21 protein-coding genes and 1 pseudogene are annotated in these 20,171 nt (G+C 71.1%); 7 read left to right on the top strand and 15 right to left on the bottom strand.

All coding sequences use genetic code 11. The annotated features are described in order from the left end of the window. Nucleotides 1-3: 3 nt before the first annotated feature. The 8 genes from ABZX61_RS21195 to ABZX61_RS21160 form a co-directional block, all read right to left on the bottom strand. Nucleotides 4-885, bottom strand: coding sequence for an ABC transporter substrate-binding protein (locus ABZX61_RS21195; RefSeq protein WP_355196845.1), 882 nt, complete (start codon nt 883-885; stop codon nt 4-6). After that, nucleotides 882-1,982 carry an LLM class flavin-dependent oxidoreductase gene (locus tag ABZX61_RS21190; protein ID WP_355196843.1) on the bottom strand — a complete coding sequence of 367 codons (1,101 nt, stop codon included), beginning with the start codon at nt 1,980-1,982 and terminating at the stop codon, nt 882-884. Before ABZX61_RS21190 ends, ABZX61_RS21195 begins: the two co-directional genes overlap by 4 nt. Next, the gene (locus ABZX61_RS21185; RefSeq protein WP_355196842.1) at nt 1,972-2,748 is read right to left on the bottom strand and encodes an LLM class flavin-dependent oxidoreductase; all 777 of its coding nucleotides are present in this window, start codon (nt 2,746-2,748) and stop codon (nt 1,972-1,974) included. The genes ABZX61_RS21190 and ABZX61_RS21185 overlap by 11 nt, the downstream gene beginning before the upstream one ends. Nucleotides 2,749-2,847: 99 nt before the next feature. Then, complete coding sequence (locus ABZX61_RS21180; RefSeq protein WP_355196840.1) at nt 2,848-4,362, bottom strand: hypothetical protein; 1,515 nt, start codon at nt 4,360-4,362, stop codon at nt 2,848-2,850. Continuing rightward, on the bottom strand, nt 4,359-5,111 hold the full coding sequence (locus ABZX61_RS21175) for an ABC transporter ATP-binding protein (protein ID WP_355196838.1): 753 nt from the start codon (nt 5,109-5,111) through the stop codon (nt 4,359-4,361). The genes ABZX61_RS21180 and ABZX61_RS21175 overlap by 4 nt, the downstream gene beginning before the upstream one ends. After that, on the bottom strand, nt 5,108-5,929 hold the full coding sequence (locus ABZX61_RS21170; RefSeq protein ID WP_355196836.1) for an ABC transporter permease subunit: 822 nt from the start codon (nt 5,927-5,929) through the stop codon (nt 5,108-5,110). The genes ABZX61_RS21175 and ABZX61_RS21170 overlap by 4 nt, the downstream gene beginning before the upstream one ends. Next, a complete protein-coding gene (locus tag ABZX61_RS21165) occupies nt 5,926-6,915 on the bottom strand; it encodes an ABC transporter substrate-binding protein (RefSeq protein WP_355196834.1) in 990 nt (329 codons plus the stop codon). Before ABZX61_RS21165 ends, ABZX61_RS21170 begins: the two co-directional genes overlap by 4 nt. Continuing rightward, nucleotides 6,908-7,882: an ABC transporter substrate-binding protein gene (locus ABZX61_RS21160; RefSeq protein WP_355196832.1), complete on the bottom strand. Its 975-nt coding sequence runs from the start codon at nt 7,880-7,882 to the stop codon at nt 6,908-6,910. The genes ABZX61_RS21165 and ABZX61_RS21160 overlap by 8 nt, the downstream gene beginning before the upstream one ends. 126 nt (nt 7,883-8,008) lie before the next feature. Between ABZX61_RS21160 and ABZX61_RS21155 the strand changes: the two genes are divergently transcribed. Then, the gene (locus tag ABZX61_RS21155; protein WP_355196830.1) at nt 8,009-8,782 is read left to right on the top strand and encodes an IclR family transcriptional regulator; all 774 of its coding nucleotides are present in this window, start codon (nt 8,009-8,011) and stop codon (nt 8,780-8,782) included. A 49-nt stretch (nt 8,783-8,831) separates the two neighbouring features. Here the strand turns inward: ABZX61_RS21155 and ABZX61_RS21150 are convergent, their stop codons facing one another. Further along, complete coding sequence (locus ABZX61_RS21150; protein ID WP_355196828.1) at nt 8,832-9,446, bottom strand: helix-turn-helix domain-containing protein; 615 nt, start codon at nt 9,444-9,446, stop codon at nt 8,832-8,834. Between the two features lie 49 nt (nt 9,447-9,495). On the opposite strand from ABZX61_RS21150, the gene ABZX61_RS21145 reads away from it, so the two are divergent. Continuing rightward, a complete protein-coding gene (locus ABZX61_RS21145) occupies nt 9,496-10,446 on the top strand; it encodes an NADP-dependent oxidoreductase (protein ID WP_355196826.1) in 951 nt (316 codons plus the stop codon). Between the two features lie 579 nt (nt 10,447-11,025). On the opposite strand, the gene ABZX61_RS21140 is transcribed toward ABZX61_RS21145, so the two are convergent. Next, complete coding sequence (locus ABZX61_RS21140) at nt 11,026-11,601, bottom strand: dihydrofolate reductase family protein (RefSeq protein ID WP_355196824.1); 576 nt, start codon at nt 11,599-11,601, stop codon at nt 11,026-11,028. A gap of 115 nt (nt 11,602-11,716) precedes the next feature. After that, nucleotides 11,717-12,600, bottom strand: a pseudogene (locus ABZX61_RS21135) (transposase); the annotation flags it as partial. 210 nt (nt 12,601-12,810) lie between these two features. On the opposite strand from ABZX61_RS21135, the gene ABZX61_RS21130 reads away from it, so the two are divergent. Then, complete coding sequence (locus ABZX61_RS21130; protein ID WP_355196822.1) at nt 12,811-13,515, top strand: cytidylate kinase family protein; 705 nt, start codon at nt 12,811-12,813, stop codon at nt 13,513-13,515. On the opposite strand, the gene ABZX61_RS21125 is transcribed toward ABZX61_RS21130, so the two are convergent. The 4 genes from ABZX61_RS21125 to ABZX61_RS21110 all read right to left on the bottom strand — a co-directional run bounded on the left by ABZX61_RS21125 (nt 13,495) and on the right by ABZX61_RS21110 (nt 17,398). Further along, entirely contained in the window at nt 13,495-13,746 is a 252-nt protein-coding gene (locus tag ABZX61_RS21125; protein WP_355196820.1) for a hypothetical protein, read from the bottom strand. The two genes, ABZX61_RS21130 and ABZX61_RS21125, sit on opposite strands and share 21 nt — an antisense overlap. A gap of 187 nt (nt 13,747-13,933) precedes the next feature. Further along, nucleotides 13,934-14,170 (bottom strand): hypothetical protein, encoded by a 237-nt coding sequence (locus ABZX61_RS21120; RefSeq protein ID WP_355196819.1) that lies wholly within the window; start codon nt 14,168-14,170, stop codon nt 13,934-13,936. Between the two features lie 535 nt (nt 14,171-14,705). Then, nucleotides 14,706-15,659, bottom strand: coding sequence for a prolyl aminopeptidase (gene pip, locus ABZX61_RS21115; protein ID WP_355197073.1), 954 nt, complete (start codon nt 15,657-15,659; stop codon nt 14,706-14,708). Between the two features lie 113 nt (nt 15,660-15,772). Beyond that, complete coding sequence (locus ABZX61_RS21110; protein WP_355196817.1) at nt 15,773-17,398, bottom strand: DHA2 family efflux MFS transporter permease subunit; 1,626 nt, start codon at nt 17,396-17,398, stop codon at nt 15,773-15,775. 473 nt (nt 17,399-17,871) lie between these two features. Between ABZX61_RS21110 and ABZX61_RS21105 the strand changes: the two genes are divergently transcribed. Genes ABZX61_RS21105 through ABZX61_RS21090 form a run of 4 tightly spaced genes read left to right on the top strand, consistent with a single transcriptional unit; the run spans nt 17,872 to nt 20,079 of the window. Beyond that, complete coding sequence (locus ABZX61_RS21105) at nt 17,872-18,249, top strand: hypothetical protein (protein WP_355196815.1); 378 nt, start codon at nt 17,872-17,874, stop codon at nt 18,247-18,249. Nucleotides 18,250-18,290: 41 nt separating this feature from the next. Then, nucleotides 18,291-19,487, top strand: a complete 1,197-nt coding sequence (locus ABZX61_RS21100; RefSeq protein ID WP_355196813.1) for a serine hydrolase domain-containing protein — start codon at nt 18,291-18,293, stop codon at nt 19,485-19,487. Then, a complete protein-coding gene (locus ABZX61_RS21095) occupies nt 19,484-19,639 on the top strand; it encodes a hypothetical protein (RefSeq protein ID WP_355196811.1) in 156 nt (51 codons plus the stop codon). Before ABZX61_RS21100 ends, ABZX61_RS21095 begins: the two co-directional genes overlap by 4 nt. 20 nt (nt 19,640-19,659) lie before the next feature. Then, nucleotides 19,660-20,079, top strand: coding sequence for a hypothetical protein (locus tag ABZX61_RS21090; RefSeq protein ID WP_355196809.1), 420 nt, complete (start codon nt 19,660-19,662; stop codon nt 20,077-20,079). Nucleotides 20,080-20,171: the final 92 nt, after the last annotated feature.

Here is a 20,171-nt window from a genome sequence, read left to right as displayed (position 1 = left end):
GGCTCAGCGGGTCCGCAGCACCAGCTCGCCGATCTCGGGAAGTACGGCGTCCGCGACCGAGATCTTCTTCTGGATCAGCCCGTTGGCGTGGAAGAGGTCGGCGGCGTGCTGCTGCTCAGCAACGAACTCCTCGCTGACCGGGTGCAGCCCCCAGGGTCGGGTGCGCAGCGCGTGCTCCCAGGCGTCGAGGTCGCCGTCGAACAGGGCGGCCGCCTCGCGCGGGTGCCCGGCGGTCCAGCGATCGGCCTCCTGGAGCGCGGTGACGATCCTGGCCAGCTCGTCGGGCCGGTCCCGCGCGAAGTCGCGGCGGGTGAACCAGAGCGAGCGGTGGCTGAACAGGCCGTCGGTCTCCACGAGCGTCCTGGTGCGCGACTCGACCGGCGTCAGGTACGGGTAGGAGCCCACCCAGGCGTCCACGTCGCCGTTCACCAGGAGTTCGGCGGCGTTGCCGTAGGCGTCCACGGGGACGATGTCGCCCCAGCCGAGCCCGGCGCGCTCCAGGGCCAGCAGCAGGAGCGTGGTCTGCCACGAGCCGTGGCCGAGGGCCACCCGCTTGCCCTTCAGCTCCGCCACTGAGCCGATCGGCGAGTCGTCCCGCACCACCAGGCGGCCGTTCTCGACCCGCGGCTCCGAGATCGCCACGTACACGATGTCGTGCCCCTTGGCCTGGGCGGTGACCGGGGGAGTGGAGCCGGTGCCGATGAAGTCGTACCCGCCGTCGAACAGGTGGTCGCCGTGGGCGGACGGGAGCGCCCTGGTGGGATCGACCGGCGCGCCCCGGCCCAGCGCGTTCAGGTCCACCCATTCCACGCCGGGCAGCAGGTCGCGGTGGCGGGCCACCCACAAGGTGTTGTTCTGCGGGAAGAAGCCGGCTCGGGTGGTCATGAGGTGCGTCCTTTCAGTAGCGGCAGAACCTGGCGGCCCACGCGGCGGGCCTCTTCGAGATGGGGGATTCCGGCCAGGATGAAGGCGTCCACGCCGAGGTCCAGGAGCTGGTCGAGGCGTTCGGCGACCTGGTGGTAGTCGCCGACCAGGCCGAAGGCGGGGCCGTCGCGCAACTGGCCGAACCCGCCCCACACGTTGGGGGCGACCTCCAGGGCGCGGGGGTCGTCACCGGCCCCGGCGAGGAAGGAACGGCTGCGCCGCACGCCGACGGAGTCGCCCCCGCCGGAGTCGTCGCCGCGCGGCCTGGCCGCCCAGCCCTGCCGGATCTCCTCCCACGCCTCCTCCTCGCTTTCCCGGGCCAGCACGTCCACGCGCACGGCGAACCGGGGCGGCGTGGAGCTGTGCGCGCGTACGGCGTCGAACTTCTCCGCCAGCGCGTCGAACGGCTCCAGCCAGGACAGGTAGTAGTCGGCGTGCCGGCCGGCGGCGTCGATGGCGGCGGGGGAGGAGCCGGAGAAGAAGATCTCCGGGAACGGCTGCCCGGCCAGCTCCTCCGGCAGACCCGCGTCCTCCACCTGGTAGAAGCGGCCGTGATGGGTGTGCCCGCCCTGCCAGACGCCCTTGAGCACGTCCAGGAACTCCGAGGTCCGCGCGTAGCGGTCGTCGTGATCCACTTTGTCGCCCCACCAGAGCTGCGCGGGACCGCCGCCGCCGGAGATGACGTTGTAGACGATCCGGCCGCCGGTCGCCCGCTGCAGCGTGGCCGTCATCCGGGCCGCCTGCACCGGGTGCAGGAACCCGGGCTGGAAGGCCACCATGAAGCGGTAGGAGGTGGTCTCGCGGGCCAGCGTCGCGGCGGCGGCCCACGGGTCGTCGGTGTGCGGGAAGTTCGGCAGCAGCCCTCCGACGAAACCGGACTCCTCGGCCGCCCGCGCGACCTCGGCCATGTAGTCGGCGTGGGTGTAGCCGTCGTCGCGGCCGTCCCGGGTGCCGGGGGCGGTGCCGCCCGGGGCGAAGCCGCCGCGGCTGCGGACCCTGCGGCGCAGCGACGGCTGGTCGCCCTCCATGTGGATGCGCCAGTAGATGTCAACCGGCAAGAGCCTGCTCCTTGAGGTGCTCACCGAGGTGGTAGACGTCCTCGGCGGGGACGAAGAACTCGCTCACGCCGCGGCGGGCGTACTCCGCCACGTGGTCGAGCGAGGACAGCTGGACGCCGTAGCGCAGGCCCGGCAGTTCGGGGACGAGGGCGTCCAGGTCGTCGCCCTCGGCGAAGACGTGCACGTCCGCGTGCCGCCGCGACAGCGCGAGGGCCTCGGGGGAGGTGCCGGAGAGCTGCACCTCGGGGAAGGGCGGCGCCGACAGCGGCGGGCCGAAGCCGCCCGCGGCGACCTCGTAGAAGTCGCCCCGGAAGTCGAACGGCCGGCCCTGCCAGACGCCCTTGGCGACGGTCAGGAACTCGCCGGCGCGGGCATGGCGATCGGCGCCGGTCAGGAAGTCTCCCTGCGCCCTGGCCGCAGCCGGGTCCAGGTCCACCGTGAGCCGCCAGCCCAGCCGGCCGGCGGCGAAGCGCTGCAGCGAGGCCGAGAGCTTGGCGGCGTAGACGGGGGTGGCGGCCGCGGCGTGGAACCCGGCGACCACGCGCAGGTGCCGGGTACGGCGCAGGACGTTCGCGGCGACGGTCAGGGACTCCTGCCCGCCGGGGTCGAACGGCACCAGCGCACCCGCCAGCCCGGCCAGGTCCGCGGCCACGGCGGTCCGCCCGGCCGGATCGGTCAGGGCGGGCCGCACGTCGGTGACGAACGCGGGCAACTCCGGGGCGGCGGTGCTCCTGGTGGGGAGGACGACGTGGAAGCGGGATGTCACGGGGCGGGTCATCATGCCACCGCCGCCAGGCGCAAGACCGCGGCGGGCCGCCCGGACAGGTGGTCGATCATGCGGCCGGAGATGAGCAGGACGGTCATGTCAGATCTTTCCTAGGAGTTCGGCGGAAACGGGCGGCGTCCTGATCGGGCGCGCCGACTGCCCCGTCTCCTGGAGGAACGTGGGCGGCGGCAGGTGGTACGGAGGCTCCGCCCCGGCGGGCAGCGGTCCCGGCCCCCGTTCACGGGCGGCGAACTCCTGCCGGACCGCCGCCAGCGTCTCGGGCTGCTCGACCAGCGTGACGGCCGCCATGGCCAGGTAGCGGGCGGCGGCCAGCAGCCCGGCGTGGGCGATCGTGGTGCCGGTGGCGGCCGTGGCCGCCCACGAGTGCAGCGGCACGCCGATCGGAACCACCGCCGCGGTCAGGCTGAGGTGCGGCGCCGTCCAGCTCACCTCCGAGGTGTCGCTGGACGGCCCGCCCAGGTCCGGCCCGGTGGGCGGGCGCAGCGGCAGGACCCCTGCCGCCAGGCCGGAACCCGGCCTGCCGATCGCCTCCTGCAGCCGCACCGCGAACTCGTGGTCGGCGTCGGTGAACGCGGGCGGACCGAGCTCGCTCATCGTGTGGTGCAGCAGCTCCGTGCCCGCCCGGTTGCCGAGCCCCTGCCTGATCGCCGTCACCAGCCGGTGTTCGAGCCGGGTCTGACTGGCGATGGCGGCGGCCCCGGCGCAGGCCACGACCTTGTCATAGAGGGTCCTGGCCCGCTCGTGGGTGGCCTCGCGGACGTAGACCCACAACGTCTGCAGGTCGGGGGTGACGTTGGGAGCGCCGCCGCCCCCGATCGCGTAGCCGATCCGGCCCGACGGGGAGACGTTGCCCGCGCGCAGGCGCTCGATCATGCCGGTCAGCAGGAGCACCCCGTCCAGGCCGCTGCGGGTGCCCAGCGGGTTCGAGCCGTGGCCGGGCGAGCCGAGGAAGGAGAACGTGGCCGAGTACAGCGCGCTGGTGACGTCCCAGCCCGTTCCGGTGACGGGAGCGGGATGCCAGTCGAGGAAGGCGTCGAGGCCGTCGTACGCGCCGTCGCGCACCGCGTACGCCTTGCCGACGAGCTGCTCCTCGCCCGTGGAGGCGAACACCTTGATGGTCGCCCGGCCGCGCAGGGCCCTGGCGGCGGCGATGGCCGCGCCGGTCGACGCCGCCGCCAGGGCGTTGTGGCCGCACCCGTGGCCGGGACCGTAGGCGGGGGCGTACTCGTCGCCCTCGAACACGGTGGGCTCGTGGCGGGGGACGCCGGCGCGCTGGGACAGGCCGGGCAGCGCGTGGTACTCGACGTTGAAGCCGAGCACGGGGCCGCTGTCACCGGAGGTGGCGACGAAGGCGGCCGGCAGACCGGCGGTGCCCCACGAGATCGCGAAGCCGTGCGTACGCAGCACCTCGGCGGTGGCCAGCGCGGAGCGCCACTCGCGCAGCGACGGCTCGGCGTAGGCCCAGATGCGGTCCGCGAGCCCGGTCAGCACGGGTGTGTTCTCGTCGATCCACGCGGTCGGCGCGGTGCGCGGTGCGCAGTGTGTGGTCGTGGCCCTCGGCGTGCGGGGCGCAGGCGGGGTGGGCGCGGTCACCGTGCCACCTCCTCGCGCGGCGTGCCCGCGTGGGTGTCGACGCCGAGGTCGGCGAGGAGGCGGCGGCGCAGCTCGACGAAGACGGGGTCCGTCCGGTCGCGCGGACGGTCGATGCCGACCCGCAGGTCCGTGACGAACCGGCCCTCGCGCAGCACCGCGATCCGGTCGGCTAGCAGGATCGCCTCCTCGACGTCGTGCGTGACCAGCACCACGGCCGGGCGGTGCCGGGCGCACAACTCGGCGATCAGGTCCTGCATGTGCAGCCGGGTGAGCGCGTCGAGCGCGGCGAACGGCTCGTCCAGCAGGAGCAGCTCCGGCTCGCGTACCAGGGCCCTGGCCAGCGCCACCCGCTGGGCCTCGCCGCCGGACAGCGTCGCGGGCCAGGCGTCGGCGTGCCGGCTCAGGCCCACCTCCGCCAGCGCCTCGAGCCCCTTGGCGCGGGCGGAGCGGCCCTGCCCGATGATCACGTTCGCGAGCGCGCGCTTGGAGGGGATGAGCCGCGGCTCCTGGAAGACGACCGTGCGCGCCGGGGGTACGAGCACGGTTCCGCCGGTGGCGGCGTCCAGGCCGGCGAGGATGCGCAGCAGCGTGGTCTTCCCCGTGCCGCTCGCGCCGAGCAGCGCGAGGAACTCGCCACGGCGCACGTCCAGGTCCACGCCGTCGAGCACGGCGCGCTCGCCGAAGACCTTGCGCAGCCCTCTCGTCCGTACGGCCAGGCCCGCCGATCCTGGGCCCGTCTCTCGGCTCATCGGATGCTCACCGCCTTGCGCCAGGGCATCGTCCCCCGTTCGACCAGCCGCAGCGCCAGGTCGGCCAGCAGCCCGATCACGGCGTAGAGCAGCACGCACAGCGCCAGGATGTCGGTGCGCAGGTAGTCGGTGGCGCGGGCCATGAGGTAGCCGAGCCCGGCCGTCACGTTGATCTCCTCGGCCGCGATCAGCGCGATCACGCTGAGCGTGGTGGCCAGGCGCAGCCCGGCGAAGACCGACGGCAGCGCGCCCGGCAGCACGACCTCGCGGGCGATCGCGAGCCGGCCCAGGCCGAACGAGCGCGCCGCCTCGACGACCTTGCGGTCCACGTTGCGCACGCCGCTGGAGACGTTGACGTACATGGGGAAGGTGCAGGCCACGCCGATCAGCAGGATCTTGGAGGCCTCCTCGATCCCGAACCAGACGACGAACAGCGAGGTCAGCGCCAGGAAGGGGATGGCGCGCAGCGCCTGCATCGAGGAGTCCACGAGCTCCTCGCCGAGCCGGGTGAAACCGGAGACGACGCCGAGCAGCAGTCCGGTGGAGGCGCCCAGCACCAGGCCGAGGCCGGCCCGGGTGACGGACACGCGCAGCGCCTCCGGGAGCTGGCCGTCGGCCCACAGCTCGCCGTAGGTCTTGACGACGTCCTGGGGGCCGGCGAGCACGTCCTTGGTGAGGGTGCCGGAGGCGGTGGCCGCGTACCAGGCCGCCAGCAGCAGGACGGGGCCGATGGCCCGCAGCGCGAACGTCAGCGCGGGCGCGCGTCCGGCGGCGCGGGGCGGGTTCGGGGCGACGAGCCCCTGCACTGCGGCGCTCACTGCTTCGCGTTCCCCAGCGTCGTCACGTCCACGACGTGCCGGGAGACGTCCAGCGGCGCGGTGAGCACCTTCTGGTCGAGGAAGAACTTCGCGACCTCCTGATATTTCGCGATCTCGGGTGCGGTGACCGCCTGGGCGGGCTTGCCCTTCTTCTGGATGTCGACCACCAGGTCCTTCTGCTTGCCCTGCACGGCCTGCGGGCCCGCCTGGGTGAAGACGTTCAGGTACGCCGCCGGGTCGGCGATCTCCTTCGCGCTGCCCTCCTTGAGGAACTCGAACAGGGCCTTGACCACCTCGGGATGCTCGTCGAGCAGCTTGTTGGCGGCCACGTAGATCACGTAGTTGTCCGACTTGATGGCCTCGCCGTCGGCCAGGATCCGCGCGTCCAGGTCGGTGACGGCGGGGATGAGGAAGGTGGAGAACGTCGCCCAGGCGTCCACCTTGCCCGAGCCGAAGACCGGCGCGGTCTGCGGCGGCAGCAGGTAGACGCGCTTGACCTTGTCCACCGGCACGTTGAACGTCTGCAGCGCCTTGAGCAGCAGGTACTCGCTGGTGCCGCCGTGCCCGACGGCCACGGTGCGCCCGGCCAGGTCCGCGACCGACTTGATCGGCGAGCCGTTCTTGACCACGATCCCCTCGCCGGCGAGGTCGGGCGGCACCGTGGCGAAGATCTTGAAGCTGGGCTTGACGGCCAGCGCGGTGAGGCCGGAGGTGATCGAGCCGGTCGCGATGTCGAGCGAGCCGGCGTTGATGGCCTGGGCGGCGGGGGCGAAGACGGAGAAGTCGCCGGCCCACTTGACCTTGGCGTTGACCTTGGCCAGGGCGGCGTCCAGGCTGCCGTCCTTCTTCGCGACGGCCAGGAAGCCGCTGTTGCCCGGGTCCGCGATCCGGACGACCACCTGCTCCTGGGCGGTGGTGGCGCCGGTGCCGCCGCCACAGGCGGCGGCCAGGAGGACGAGAGGGACGGCGAGCAGCAGCTTACGCATGGGTGACTCCTTGGAGCGGGGTGTGGTCGGCCCAGGCCGCGACGTCCACGGGCGATTCGAGGAAGCGGTGGCCGCGCAGGAAGTGCTCCTGCTCGGCCAGCAGGTCGAGGCGTTCGGGCGACAGGTCCAGGTGGAGGGAGGCGCCGGGGACGTAGGCGGCGGCCACGCCGGTCGCGCCCGCTCCGGTCTCGGCCCCGAGGATTCTGGCGACCTCCGCCGGGTGATCGGCGGCCCAGTCGGCCGCCCGCAGCAGGACGCCGAGGAAACGGGTGACCACGTCGGGGTGCTCGTCGAGCAGGCGCTGGTGCACGGTGATCGGCCGCGGGGTGCCGTTGTTCACCCGCGCCCGCCGGTCCGCCACGGCGTCGAGGTCGATGCCGACCTCTGCGCCATGGCGCAGAGCGGCCTCGACGGCGAGCGCGCCCTTGACGTAGACCGCGTCCACCTCGCCGGCGGCCAGCGCGGCCAGCTCGGCCTCCCACTGGCCGCCGCCCGGCTCGGCCGCGATGTCCACCAGCTCGGCGTCGCCGAGGCCGAGCCCGGCCAGGGACAGGGCTCCGTGGAAGCCGTGCAGGGCCATGGCCCGCCAGAAGTCGATCGCGATGCGGTGCCGGGGAACGGCCAGGCGCAGGCCCTTGAGCTGCTCGGGGCGCTCCAGAGCGGTGCCGGCGCGGACCAGGACGGCCTGGTGCTCCTCGATCCAGGTGAGCCCGATGAGCCGGGTGGCCTCGCCGCGGGAGCGCGCCCAGAGCGCGGGCACGTTGCCGCCCTCGCGGAACAGGCCGGTCAGGGCGTGGGTGTAGTGCGTCTCGCGGGGGACGTCAGGCGAGTCGTCCTGCAGGGACCGGACCTCGATCCCGTCGGCGGCGAACTCCCCGGCCAGCCAGCCCTGGTCCGCCGCGATGCCCGTCGCGGTGGGCACGGGACAGCGGGTGAACCAGATGGTGTCGAGTGCGGCGGTGGTCATGGCAGAGAGTTTGCTTGTAAATTGGTAGGAAATGCAAAGAATATCCCGCGATGCGGGAAGCGTTCCCGGCCTGACCCGCTCTCACCTGGTCACGGCTCTCCCTACTCGGAAGACGGAGTTTCCCGCATGGCAGCAGATGGCGGCGTGCAGTCCGTACGCAGGGCGATCGGCGTGCTCGACTGCTTCGGCGGCGGGGACGCCTCGCTCAGCCTGTCCGACCTCTCGCGCAGGATGGGCCTGTCCACCTCGACCACGCACCGCCTGGCCAGGACGCTGACCGCCGCGGGCTTCCTCGAACAGGAGGCGCGCACGGGCCGCTACCGGCTCGGGCCGTCGATCACCGAGCTGGGACAGCTCTCCTTCCACCGGCGCGGCCTGCACCGCATCCCGCCCGAACTGGCCGAGCTGGCCCGCATCACCTCCGCCACCGTGGACCTGGCCGTCCGCAACGACCGGCACGCGGTCATCCTGAGCGGCGGCTCGCTCAACCCCGACAGCGGCATCGGCCTGCGCCGCCCGCTGCACTCCACGGCGCTGGGCAAGGTCCTGCTGGCCTGGGACCCGGAGGGCAGGGCGGACCTGGAGGCGCTCGGACCCCTGCGGCCGCTGACCGGCCGCACGATCGTGGACCACGGCGAGCTGCGCGCCGAACTGGACCGCGTACGCGAGGCCGGGTACGCGCTCAACGACGGGGAGTCGGGCGACGGCATCCGCACGGTCGCAGTGCCGGTCCTCGACCGGCAGGGCCACGTACGCTACGCGCTGGCCGTGCGCTCAACGCCGCTGGTGATGAGCGACGCGCGGATCGACTGGTTCGTCACGCACGCGCGAGCCTGCGCCCGGGCGCTGGAAGTGCTGCTGATCCCACCCGCCGAGCGCCGCCTGCGCACCTCCGAGTGAAGCGGTTTACCCGTCGTCTCACGGGGGCCCCTCTCCGAGCGCCGAGGCGCTACTGAACGGCCGGCAGCAGCCGGACCGCCGGCGGAAGCGGCGCGCGGACGGGGTCGGCGCGGAACGACTGGATCATCAGGGCCGCGAAACGGCGCGACGCCGCCGCTCGCTGCTCGGGTGACTCGGCGCGGATGCCCTCGTTCGCCATCATCGCCAGGATGAAGTCCTCCAGGACGAAGTCCGCCCGCAGGCCGCCTACCTCCTTCGCGCGCCGGATGAGTTGGAGCAGCAGCCGGATCGTACGGGCGCGGTCCGCGGCGAAGTACGGCAGCTGCGAGGTGAACGCGCCCGACAGCCCCCGGTCGAGGGCGTGCACCTCCATGAGCTTCTCGATCACCAGGCAGAACCCGCGCCACGGGTCGGCCTGCGCCAGCCCTTCCTCGACGACCGCCGAGCACATGGCCATCGGCTCGGCGAAGACCTCGCTGAGCAGCGCTTCCTTGGTCGGGAAGTGCCGGTAGACGGTGGCCGCGCCGACTTGCGCGCGCCGGGCGATCTCCCGGATCGGCACATCGAGGCCCTCGGCGGCGAAGGTCGCGCGGGCGACCGCGAGGATGCGCGCGCGGTTGTCGCGGGCGTCCGAGCGCAGCTTCTGACTCACTTCGGCCGTCACCGCTCTCACTTTAGTCAAACGGACGGGGTGTTCCGTTACCGTACGGCGCATGAGAGCAGTTCAGTTTTCGGAGTACGGCCCCGCCGGCGTGGTGCATGTCGCCGAGGTCGAGGGACCGCATGCCGGGCCGGGGACGATCCGCATCGCCGTACGGGCGTCCGGATTGTCGACGGGAGAGACGTCCATCCGCTCAGGGAGGATGCGTGACGTGGTGCCCGTGACGTTCCCGTACCGGACCGGGTTCGACGCCGCCGGCGTGGTGGACGAGGTCGGCGACGGCGTCACGGGTGTCGGGGTCGGCGACGAGGTGTTCGGCATGACCGCGACGAACGCGCGCGGCGCCAACGCCGATCACGCGGTCCTGGTCGCCTGGGCGCCGAAACCCGACGCGTGGAGCTGGGAGGAGGCCGGTGGTGCCGCCGGGAGTGTCGAGACGGCCACCCGGGTGCTCGACCGGCTCGCGGTCGGCGCCGAGCACACCGTGCTGGTGCAGGGCGCGGCCGGCGGGGTGGGCACGGTCGCCGTGCAGTTCGCGGTCGCCCGTGGCGCCACCGTCATCGGCACGGCCGGGGAGCACAACCACGACTTCCTGCGCTCGCTGGGCTCCGAGCCGACGACGTACGGGGCGGGATTGGTCGAACGGGTCCGCGCGCTGGCACCGGGCGGGGTGGACGCGGTGTTCGACTGCGCAGGAGGGGCGCTGCCCGACCTGATCGCCATCACCGGGAACCCGGCGCGCGTGGTGACGATCGCTCCCGACTTCACCGCGGCGGCCCTCGGCGTGCACCTGTCGCACGGCGTGCCGGCCGGCGACACGGCGGCGGCCGTTGGAGCCGCCGACCCGCTGGCGGTGCACGGCCTTGGCATCGCGGTCGAGCTCGCCGGGCAGGGCCGGCTACGGGTGCCGGTCGCGGCGGCGTTCCCGCTCACCGAGGCCGCTGCGGCGCACGAGTTGAGCGAGAGCCGGCACGCTCGCGGGAAGATCGTGCTGGTGAACTGACCAGCCCCACCGACCCACACGCCGTACGCGCTGGGCCGCTTCCGAGCCCGACCGCCCCCACGCGACTGATGGGCTTCATCCCGGACGACGCGGTGACGCTCGTGGAGGTCTTGGAGGAGAACGCGAATCGGGCGGGCGACCTTTCCGCCGCTCTCGAGCAATGACCGGGCGACGTAGTCGGTGAGGTTGCGGAAGCCCAGAGCGGAGCCGCGTAGGTGTTCCAGGTGGAACCCCAGCGCGGCCGGTTCCATGCAGCAGCATCATCCCCGCTCACGTCACCACCGGCTCCAATCGAACCTGAGCGATTGACGTGTGACCACGACCATCGTCAGCGACGAGAGAGTCGACCCCGCACGGAGTCGTGGAGTTGAGGCGTGCAGAGTTTTTTGCTGGTGGTCAGCGTGTCTACGTCAGGAACGCAGTGCGTCCCGGACTCGCTCCACAGAGGCCGCCGTCCAGGCCCTTTGTATCGCCGCAGGTCAGGAAAGTCCGCTGGAAATTTCCCGGGGACTACATCCACCCCCAGGAGCACAGGGCCATACACCACGCACGCGGCGAGGATGACGATCCCGGCATGGCTCAACTGTGTCGGGTCGGTCGATAGGTCAGCACCTGCGTGTGGCCGTCGAAGGTCCGGGCCTCGAGCAGTTCGAGGTCGAAGTCGTCCGCACCGTCGAAGATCCGGTCCACGCCGGTCGTCCCGGAGATCACTGGGAAGACCGTCACCTCGATGGTGTCGATCAAGCCAGCGTTCAGCAGCGCCCGGTTGAGCGTCAGGCTGCCGTGGGAGCGCAGCGGCACATCGGATTCGGCCTTGAGGCGCGTGACCACCTCGACAGGATCGCCGGACTCGATGGTCGTGTCCGGCCACTCGAGCGGCTCGGTCAGCCGGCTGGAGAGCACCGTGACCGGGGAGTCGAACATGCGCGTGATCCACCCGTCGAACAGGCTGCGGTCGAAGCCTGCGTCAAGGAACGGCGCGTTCGACGAGTAGGTCTTGGCCCCGAGCACGATGCGCAGCGGGTCACGGTAGGCAGCGGCGCGATACGCGAGGAATTCGGGGCCCTGCTTGCCCCAGTAGCCGCCCCAGTCGCCGTTGTGGTTGGCGAAGCCGTCGAGCGTGGAGAAGATGTCGAAGGTGTACGTGGCAGTCATGGTGTCTCCTTGCGGGCAGTTGGTCGCGCGCGCCTTGCGGCGGCCTCACCCCTGCTACGAACACCACCGCCCCGATCCGACACGCCTCCCGGATTTCTTTCAAAACTTTCCGGGCTCATCCGATCCGAGTGTGTAGTTGTGGTCTGAACCCGCCGGCCTCGAGTAGTGATCTTGCGATGTCGTTGGCGAGGGTGCGGAAGCCCAGCGCGGAGCCGCGTAGGTGTTCGAGGCGGCCGTTGATCGCTTCTTTCGGTCCGTTGCTGGTGCAGGCGCGATCGAGGTAGGCCGGCACGTCGGCGGCCTGGCGTTTGAGCGTTCGCCCGAGTGCGATCAGCTCGGTCAGGGCCGTGGGCACCGCCGCGATGATGACGGTGATGGTCTTCGCGGAGGTTCGATCCGGGTTGCGGTAGGCGGCGACGATGCGTTGGTCGATGCCCCAGGTGGCCTCGACGTCGACGTGCTGCTCGGTGGCGAACACGGCAGTCGGTCCTTGGGGTTGTCGGTCGGTGAGCAGCTCGACGCCGGTGCGCAGCATGCGGCGGATGCCGTACTTGAAGCCGGTGAACCCGTCCATCGCCACGACCTCGATCCCGTCGTGGAAGGCGCTGCTTCGGCCGTCGGTTTGGAGTGGCCTTCGACCATGTCCAGCAGCCGCGCCGGGCCAGTGCCGTCACGCACCGATGTCAGGTCGATGATCACCGTGACGGACTTGTCCCCGCGACGGGTGTGTCGCCACGCGTGCTCGTCGACGCCGATGGCCTGCACGCCGTCGAGATGGTGCGGGTCGCTGATCAGCACGCGGCGACCTCCGGTCAGTACCGCGTCGTTCGCGGTGTTCCACGACACGGCCAACGCCTCGGCGACTCGAGCGACCGTGAGGCGCCGGCACACGATGGCCTCCAACGCCCAGCGCAGCGCACGCCGCGACAGGCGGGCTCGCGGTTCGGCCACCCGGCTCGTGTCCTGCCGCCGCACACGCCCACAGCCGGTGCAGCGGTAACCCAGACTGCTATGCAAGCGGTGCAGGTCACCAGCCCTCGATGAACTCGAAGATCGCACCGCGGGTGGGTCAAGACCGGGCGTTACCCCACCTCGTCGCCCTCGTCCGCGCCGGAGCCCGCTGCGAACGAGGCGTTCTCGTCGAACGCGAGCCGGCGACCGCAGCCTGACGTGCGGTGCTAAAACAGAGACACCGTGAGAGAGGCAGCAATGGACCAAGGCACCCGCGGCGAGCTCATCAGCCGGCTGGCCGAGGCGATCGGGTCCGTCACGACCGCGCACCCGCTGCGGGTCGCCATCGACGGGCCGCCCGCCGCCGGCAAGACCACGCTGGCCGACGAGCTCGCCGTCGTCCTGCGCGCGCAGGACCGCGACGTCGTCCGCGCGACCATCGACGACTTCCTCTTCCCCCGTGCACAGCGCTACCGACGCGGCCAGTACTCGGCCGAAGGCTGCTACTTCGATGCCCACGACCACGCCGCGCTGTGCCGGGTCCTGCTCGATCCGCTGGGCCCAGGCGGAGACCGAAGGTTCCAGCACGCGGTCTATGACAGAGACACCGACACCCCATCGTCGCCGCCGGCCACGACCGCCCCCGCAGATGCCGTACTTCTCTTCGACGGCGTCTTCCTCCTGCGCCCAGAACTCATCGACCGGTGGGACCTGCGCATCTTCGTGTCCGTCCCATTCGAGCAGACGGTAGATCGCGCCCGGGACCGAGGCACAGCGCCGGCCGGATCCACCGTCGACACCGCCGAAATCGAACGGTCCTGGCGCAACCGCTATATCCCCTCCCAACAGCTCTACTTCGCCACAGCCCGCCCAACCGACCACGCCGACATCATCGTGTACAACGATCAGCTCCAACGGCCGACCTGGGAAGTCCGACCACACTCATCGATACACAGGATTTGACAATTGCTCCCTGGTCGCGACCGCACGGAACTGGCGGAGCTTGCTGAAGCAGCGCTCGACGGTGTTGCGTTCCTTGGAGGCCTGTGCGTCGAAGACCGGCGGGCGGCCGCTCTTGGAACCGAGCTTGCGGCCCACGCCGAGCGACACCCCGCTGAAGTCTTGGCGATACTGCGCCGGGAACCCCTTGAACGCGGACGCGTTCTGGGCGTACTGGATGTAGCTCGCGTTCATGGACGCGCCGGGATCGAGGCCTGCCGCCCGCCTCCTTGTCGGCCGTTTCGGACGACACGAGGAGATGCCAGACGGTCCCAGGGACAATGCTCGCGCCGGCCGCCGCCAACAGCAGCAGGAGCAGTACGAAACGCAGCGTCGTGCCGACCGTGAGGACCCGCTCGTCGAGCGGGATTGCGTGGAACCATCACGGCTTCGGCCGGCCTGCGAAGAGTTTGCGCAGCGCGGACCTCGCCCTCCTGCCCCCGACGTCCGCCTCGGCCCCCACGATCCGCTGCGCCGCATGGTCCACCGCCAGCCACACCACGGGAGTCACCAGCGCGGCGACCTCGCCGAGGCCGAAGCCCGGGGTCTCGCGCCGCCGGCCACGGCCGCCCAGCCGCCGTATGGCCGTGGCGTCGCCGAACCCGGCCAACCCCGCCATCAGCGGCAGCTCGGTCCGGCGCCACCCCGGCCACCACGTCGCGTACTCGTGTCCCGTCCGTCGTGACCGTCCGGCCGCCGGACCGAGCTGCTTCAGAACCCATGGATCTCCGCTTTGTCGCGTACCGGGATGGATATGGCGCCGTGCAGAGGCACCATCGTCCGACGTAGGAGAAACTCGTGAAAAGTACGGATTCGCTCTCGGTGACCCCGGCTCAGCAAAGCCAGTCCCGTCGCCGCTCGGACGCCTCAACCGCGCAGCAGCTCCTCGCGCCTGGCCAGCAGTCGCGCTCGTTCTTTGGACAGCTCGGCGTCGCGGTACCGCAGGTGCGTCCACGTCCTGGACCCATCGTGCCGTCCGCTCGACCTCGGCGCGGGTGTTCTCGATGCGCTGATGCGGTCGACCAGCGCGGCGTCATCGCGACGGGCCAGGCGAGGCGGTGCGGCGGCTTTGCGGCGAGGGCGCGAAGTGTCGGCTCCGCGATCCCCGGCGACCCGCCCACCGGGCCGCCGCAGTCGCGAGGACGGCGTGGCCGTCAAGGTTGGCGGAAGCGGTCGGTGGTGTCGATCAGGCGGTGCCGGGTGCCGGGTTCGGCGCCGCCGTGGCCCGCGTCCTCGACGAGGTGGAACTCGGCCTCGGGCCAGGCCTGGTGCAGATCCCATGCCTGGTCGGGCGGCGTCTTCATGTCGTAGCGGCCGTTGACGATCACGGTGGGGATGTGCCGGATGCGGTCGACGCCCGCCAGGAGGCCCTCCTTGGGGAGGAAGCCGCCGTTGCTGATGTAGTGGTGGGTGATGCGGGCGAAAAGGAGGATAGCGTCGTCGTCGAGCTCCGGCGGGTCGACAGGCAGCAGGGTGTTGGCCGAGAACTCCCAGTCCATCCAGGCGCGGGCAGCCGGGAGATGGACGGCAGGGTCGGGGTCGCCGATGCGGCGGCCGTACGCGGCGATCAGGTCGTATCGTTCGTCGGCGGGGATCGCGTCGCGGAACGCGGCCCACTCGGCGGGAAAGAGCCGGGCCGCACCGGCGGAGGTGAACGTCCAGTCCTCGTCGGAGGGCCGGACGAGGTAGATGCCGCGGAGCACGAGTTCGGTGACACGGTCGGGGTGGGCCTGGGCGTACGACAGGGCGAGGGTGCTGCCCCAGCTTCCACCGAAGACCAGCCAGCGGTCGACGGACAGGTGCTCGCGGAGCCGCTCCATGTCGGCGACCAGGTGCGAGGTGGTGTTGTCCCGCAGCGACACCCCCGGGTCCGCGGCGCTCGGCCGGCTGGCGCCGCAGTTGCGCTGGTCGAACAGCACGATCCGGTACGCGGCCGGGTCGAAGAACCGGCGGAAGGCGGGCAGGATGCCGCCACCGGGGCCGCCGTGCAGGAAGACGGCAGGCTTGCCGGCCGGGTTTCCGCAACTCTCCCAGTAGATCTCGTTGCCGTCTCCGACGTCGAGCAGACCGGAGTCGTACGGTTCGATCGGCGGGTAGAACTCTTTCAGCGCCATGTGATCAAGTAGACCACCCGAACCGGGCGGGCGGGCGCACCGGGTGAGGGACGACGGAGCGACAATGGTCGCGGCCGTCGGACCGCGACCATTGTCATTGGCCGGGGTCAGTCCTGTGGTGCGGTTTCGGCCTGCCGGTTCTGGGCGGGCTCGGTCGTCACCTCCTTGCGGGAGCTGAACAAGAAGCAGAGCAGGGCGGCGGCCACCAGGGCGATGGCGCACGCCACGAGAGTGGTCTGCATGGCGTTGACGAAGCCGGCGGCGAACGTGTCGGCGGTGACGCGTTCGTACAGGCTGGTCGTGGCAGGGTTCAGGCCGCTGGGCGGCGTGGGCGGGCTGTAGCGGTGCGCGGCGGCCGTGCTGCTGTCGATGAACCGGGCGCGCAAGTGCTCCGGTAGCTGACCGGCGCGTTCCTCGGCCTCGGTGCGCAGGGTCGAGGAGAGACGGGCCGACAGCAGGGTGCCCAGCACGGCGGTGCCCAGGACGCCGCCGATCTGCCGGATGGTGCTGGAGACGCCGGAGGCCGCCCCGGCCAGCCGGGGATCGACGCCGTCCATGGTGGCCTGCTGCAGTGGTGCGAACGTGGCGCCGCCGGCGAGCCCGATGATGGTCAGCCCGGGCAGCAGGCTCCACGCGCTGCTGCTGGGCCTGGTCATGGCGACCAGCACCAGCAGGCCGGCGGCCAGCAGCGTCATCCCGGTCATCAGGATGTACTTGCCGCCGAAGGTGTCCGACAGCCGCCCGGCGTACGCCGAGCCGACCGCGGTGAGCACGGCGTTCGGCAGCACCACCAGACCGGTCTCCAGCGCCGAGTACCCGCGCGCCATCTGCAGGTACAGCACCACCACGAACATGATGCCGATCATGCCGAGCTGGAAGACGAACCCGACCCCGTTGCCGACGGCGAAGTTGCGTACGCCGAACAGGGCCGGCGGCATCAGGGGCTCCTCGCGCTGCCGGTGCTGCCAGACGACGAACACCGCCAGCAGCGCGACGCCGGCGACGATGACCGAGGGGATGCTGATCGGCCCGGTGATGGTGCCCCAGCCGTAGCGTTCTCCCTCGATCAGGCCGAACACGATGCCGCTCAGCCCGGCGGTGGCCAGCGCGACGCCGACCAGGTCGAGCCGGTGTCGCCGGTACGGGCGCATGGCCGGCGCGACGGTCAGCGCCAGCACGGCGGCGATGATTCCCACGGGGACGTTGATGAAGAAGATCCAGCGCCAGTCGAGGTGGGCCAGCAGGAAGCCGCCGAGGACCGGGCCGACGATCGGGGCGAAGCCGACGATCGCGCCGAACAGGCCGAACGCGCGGCCCCGCAGTCGCGGTGGAAAGATCGTCAGGATTGACGAGATGACCTGCGGGAACAGCAGCGCCCCGCCCAATCCCTGCAGCAGCCGGGCGGCCAGCAGCTGGGATGGTGAGCCGGCCAGCCCGCACAGCGCCGAGGCGACGGTGAAGACGACGATGCCGATCACGTACACCCGGCGGTATCCGAAGATGTCCCCCAGCCGCCCCGTGGTGATCAGCAGCACCGAGAAGATGAGCAGGTAGCCGTCGATGATCCACAGCACCTGGTCGTAGGAGGCGCCGATGCTGTGGATCAGTGTGGGGACGGCGACGTTGACGATGGATCCGTCGAGCAACGACATGAAGAAGCCGATGCACATGATCGCGAGAACCAGCCACGGACGCTGCGTGGCCGGTTGTCCGGCGGATTTGAATTCCGGCACTCCGGAGACCTCCCTGAGGAGAACCGTCTGCTGGAGTGGCGACGCGGAGCAAGGCCGCTGATGTCCGACAGCGCTCACGCCGGAATGCTCCCCGGCCGGATTCCCGAAGGCTCGCAAAAGAGCAGGAGGGTTGACACGCGTCGCCACCGTCACAGAACACCCTTTTCCAGGATGTAGTGGGTGACTTCCACCTTCCCCGTGTCATCGGGACCCGGGTGAAGCTGGTTGGCGAGGCGGAAAGCCCAACGGTGAGAAGTCGGCTCGAAGCCTAGCACAGCGGTTCGGCCGGCCCGATGACGTTCTGCGCCGCTCCCGATGGCTCGCTCTCGAAAAGCTCGTCTCTCTTGTAGACGAGGTTTCTCTCGGCGCGCTAACGTTGTCTTCGCTAGAGACGACGTTGGGGAGATCTCCGCGTCGGCCGTGGTAGTACTGGAAATCCGCGAAGGAGGCCGCACAGACAAGCAGGTGCACCCATGATCGAGCGCTACCTCGGTGTCCTCGGCATCGCCGAGGCCCTGGGCGTGAGCCGTCACGCGGTGCACAAGTGGCGCAGCCGCTATTCGGACGACTCCGATCACCCGTTCCCCCTGCCCGACGTCGAAGTCGACGGAGCTCCGGGCTGGCGGTCCGACCGGCTGGCGGAGATCGTGCGGTGGCGCGAGGGGCTGCCCGGCCGCGGCGCGGGCGGGGGCCGTCCTTCCCTCGCACGTCAGGAGTACCTCAACGAAGCAGGGTCGCGCGGCCTGACCCGGGACGAGGCCATACGCGCGCTCGCCACGTTCGGCGAGGAGTTTCCCGAGATGACCGAGCCGGAGATCTGCGCCTGGCTCGTCGGGAAATGGCGCGGCTAAAACCGTTCCCCAAACCCCATCAGCACGGAAGGCGATGACGCATGCCCGAAATCGGCGGAGAGACCGCACCGGGATTCGAAGCAGTACGCGAGGCGTTCGCGGCCGATCTGGCCGGCGAGCCGGAAGCAGGCGCCGCGGTCAGCGTCTACCTGCACGGCCGGAAGGTCGTCGACCTGTGGGGCGGCATCGCCGACCCCGGCACCGGCCGCCCCTGGGAGCGCGACACCCTGCAGCTCGTTTACTCCACCACCAAGGCCGTCACGGCCACCTGCGCCCTTCTGCTGTCCCAGCGGGGTGAGTTGGACCTCGACGCACCCGTGGCGGAGTACTGGCCGGAGTTCGCGGCCAACGGGAAGAAACGCATCCCCGTGCGGTGGCTGCTCACCCATCAGGCCGGGCTACCCGCGATCGACCACCCGATCACCCCGCGGGAGGCGATTGCCTGGGAGCCCATGGTGACCGCGCTGGCGGCCCAGCGCCCGTACTGGGAGCCCGGCACGGACCACGGCTACCACGGGCTCACCTATGGCTGGCTCGTCGGAGAGGTCGTCCGCCGGGTGTCCGGCCGCAGCCTGGGCACGTTCCTCGCGGACGAGATCGCCGCCCCGCTGGGACTGGACCTGTGGATCGGGCTGCCGGAAACCGAGCGGCACCGGGTCAGCCGGATCATCGACACCCCGCCCGACTTCCAGGCCATGGCCCGGATCGACCTGAACGCCCTTCCCGAACCCATGCGCGAGGTCATGACGGCCTTCGCCGACCCCACGTCGTTGACCAGGCGCTCGCTCGCCGTCGTCACGCCCCCGCTGGACCACAACAGGCCGGAGGAGCAGGCCGCCGAGATGCCCGCCACCAACGGCATCTGCACGGCCCGCGCGCTGGCCCGCTTCTACGCCGCGCTCATCGGCGAGGTGGACGGGCACCGCATTCTCACCCCAGGCACCCTGACCGCCGCGACCGCGGAACAGGTCAGTGGCATCGACCGCATCCTGCGGATGCCCGTCCGCATCGGCACCGGTTTCGGCCTCCCGACGCCGGACGCGTTCTGGTACTCCCCGACCGCCTTCGGATTCCCCGGCCGCGGCGGCTCGCTCGGTTTCGCCGATCCGGCGACCGGTCTCGCCTTCGGTTACGTCATGAACCACGTCCTGGAAGGCGTGCCGGACCTGAGGGCCGCGAACCTTCTCGCCGCGGTCCGGAATGCCCTCGGTGATCTGACCGCGCCGTACGGCAAGTGATCGTCAAGCGTTCTCCAACCACGGTCCCTTATGTTCTGGGCATGCCCAGCATCGGTTTAGTTGAGATCATCTTCGCGTTCCTCATCCCCCTGGCGGCTCTCTGGCTCGTCATCTACACGGCCGTACGGGCGGCGATCCGCCACAGCAAGTGACCAAGGCTGGTATTCGACGCATGACGACCTCGCCCGGACAAGGTGACCTGATCGACGACATCCAGGTCCGGCTGGAGAGCTGCGGATGGCAGGCCGAAAGCGGCCAAGGATGGCGCTGGGTCGACCACACGTACCGGAACGACGACGCCACGCTCCGGATCAGGTACCTGCCGGACACCAGCGCGATCCGATTCGATTTCGAATCCGAGGAGCACCTGGCGCGGCTGTCCATCTCCTTCGAGGACTCCGCGGACCGGATTCTCGATCTGATCACCCGCGACCAGTCGTCACTGTCCGAGGAGACCTGGCGGGCCTTTGTCGCCTCGCTGATCGAGCTGTCTCCCCGGGTCCTCTCGCCGGCCGGCGAGGACGGCGACGACGAGGTGATCAGCGACCCGGACGAGGGTGCGGCCGCGCTGCGCGAGATCGAGTGGGAGTGAGGAGCCGGCGGTCGGCTTGAGCGAGCCGTCCGCGAGGATCGTGAAGCCGAGCAGGTCGCCGGGAGGCGACTCGGCGTCGGGGTCGTTGCCGG

Origin of the sequence: Nonomuraea sp. NPDC003709, assembly GCF_040610775.1 — a bacterium.
Lineage (GTDB): Bacteria > Actinomycetota > Actinomycetes > Streptosporangiales > Streptosporangiaceae > Nonomuraea > Nonomuraea angiospora_A.
Note: the sequence above shows the minus strand (reverse complement) of the source record. Positions and strands in the feature narration are given on the sequence as shown.

Bases quoted from the DNA above. Each gene is read 5' to 3' on its own strand.
- ABZX61_RS21175 (WP_355196838.1), bottom strand. From the start codon at position 5,111: ATGAGCCGAGAGACGGGCCCAGGATCGGCGGGCCTGGCCGTACGGACG.
- ABZX61_RS21130 (WP_355196822.1), top strand. From the start codon at position 12,811: ATGGACCAAGGCACCCGCGGCGAGCTCATCAGCCGGCTGGCCGAGGCG.
- ABZX61_RS21165 (WP_355196834.1), bottom strand. From the start codon at position 6,915: ATGCGTAAGCTGCTGCTCGCCGTCCCTCTCGTCCTCCTGGCCGCCGCC.
- ABZX61_RS21090 (WP_355196809.1), top strand. From the start codon at position 19,660: ATGACGACCTCGCCCGGACAAGGTGACCTGATCGACGACATCCAGGTC.
- ABZX61_RS21160 (WP_355196832.1), bottom strand. From the start codon at position 7,882: ATGACCACCGCCGCACTCGACACCATCTGGTTCACCCGCTGTCCCGTG.
- ABZX61_RS21125 (WP_355196820.1), bottom strand. From the start codon at position 13,746: ATGAACGCGAGCTACATCCAGTACGCCCAGAACGCGTCCGCGTTCAAG.
- ABZX61_RS21120 (WP_355196819.1), bottom strand. From the start codon at position 14,170: ATGGCGGGGTTGGCCGGGTTCGGCGACGCCACGGCCATACGGCGGCTG.
- ABZX61_RS21195 (WP_355196845.1), bottom strand. From the start codon at position 885: ATGACCACCCGAGCCGGCTTCTTCCCGCAGAACAACACCTTGTGGGTG.
- ABZX61_RS21105 (WP_355196815.1), top strand. From the start codon at position 17,872: ATGATCGAGCGCTACCTCGGTGTCCTCGGCATCGCCGAGGCCCTGGGC.
- ABZX61_RS21155 (WP_355196830.1), top strand. From the start codon at position 8,009: ATGGCAGCAGATGGCGGCGTGCAGTCCGTACGCAGGGCGATCGGCGTG.
- ABZX61_RS21145 (WP_355196826.1), top strand. From the start codon at position 9,496: ATGAGAGCAGTTCAGTTTTCGGAGTACGGCCCCGCCGGCGTGGTGCAT.
- ABZX61_RS21100 (WP_355196813.1), top strand. From the start codon at position 18,291: ATGCCCGAAATCGGCGGAGAGACCGCACCGGGATTCGAAGCAGTACGC.
- ABZX61_RS21140 (WP_355196824.1), bottom strand. From the start codon at position 11,601: ATGACTGCCACGTACACCTTCGACATCTTCTCCACGCTCGACGGCTTC.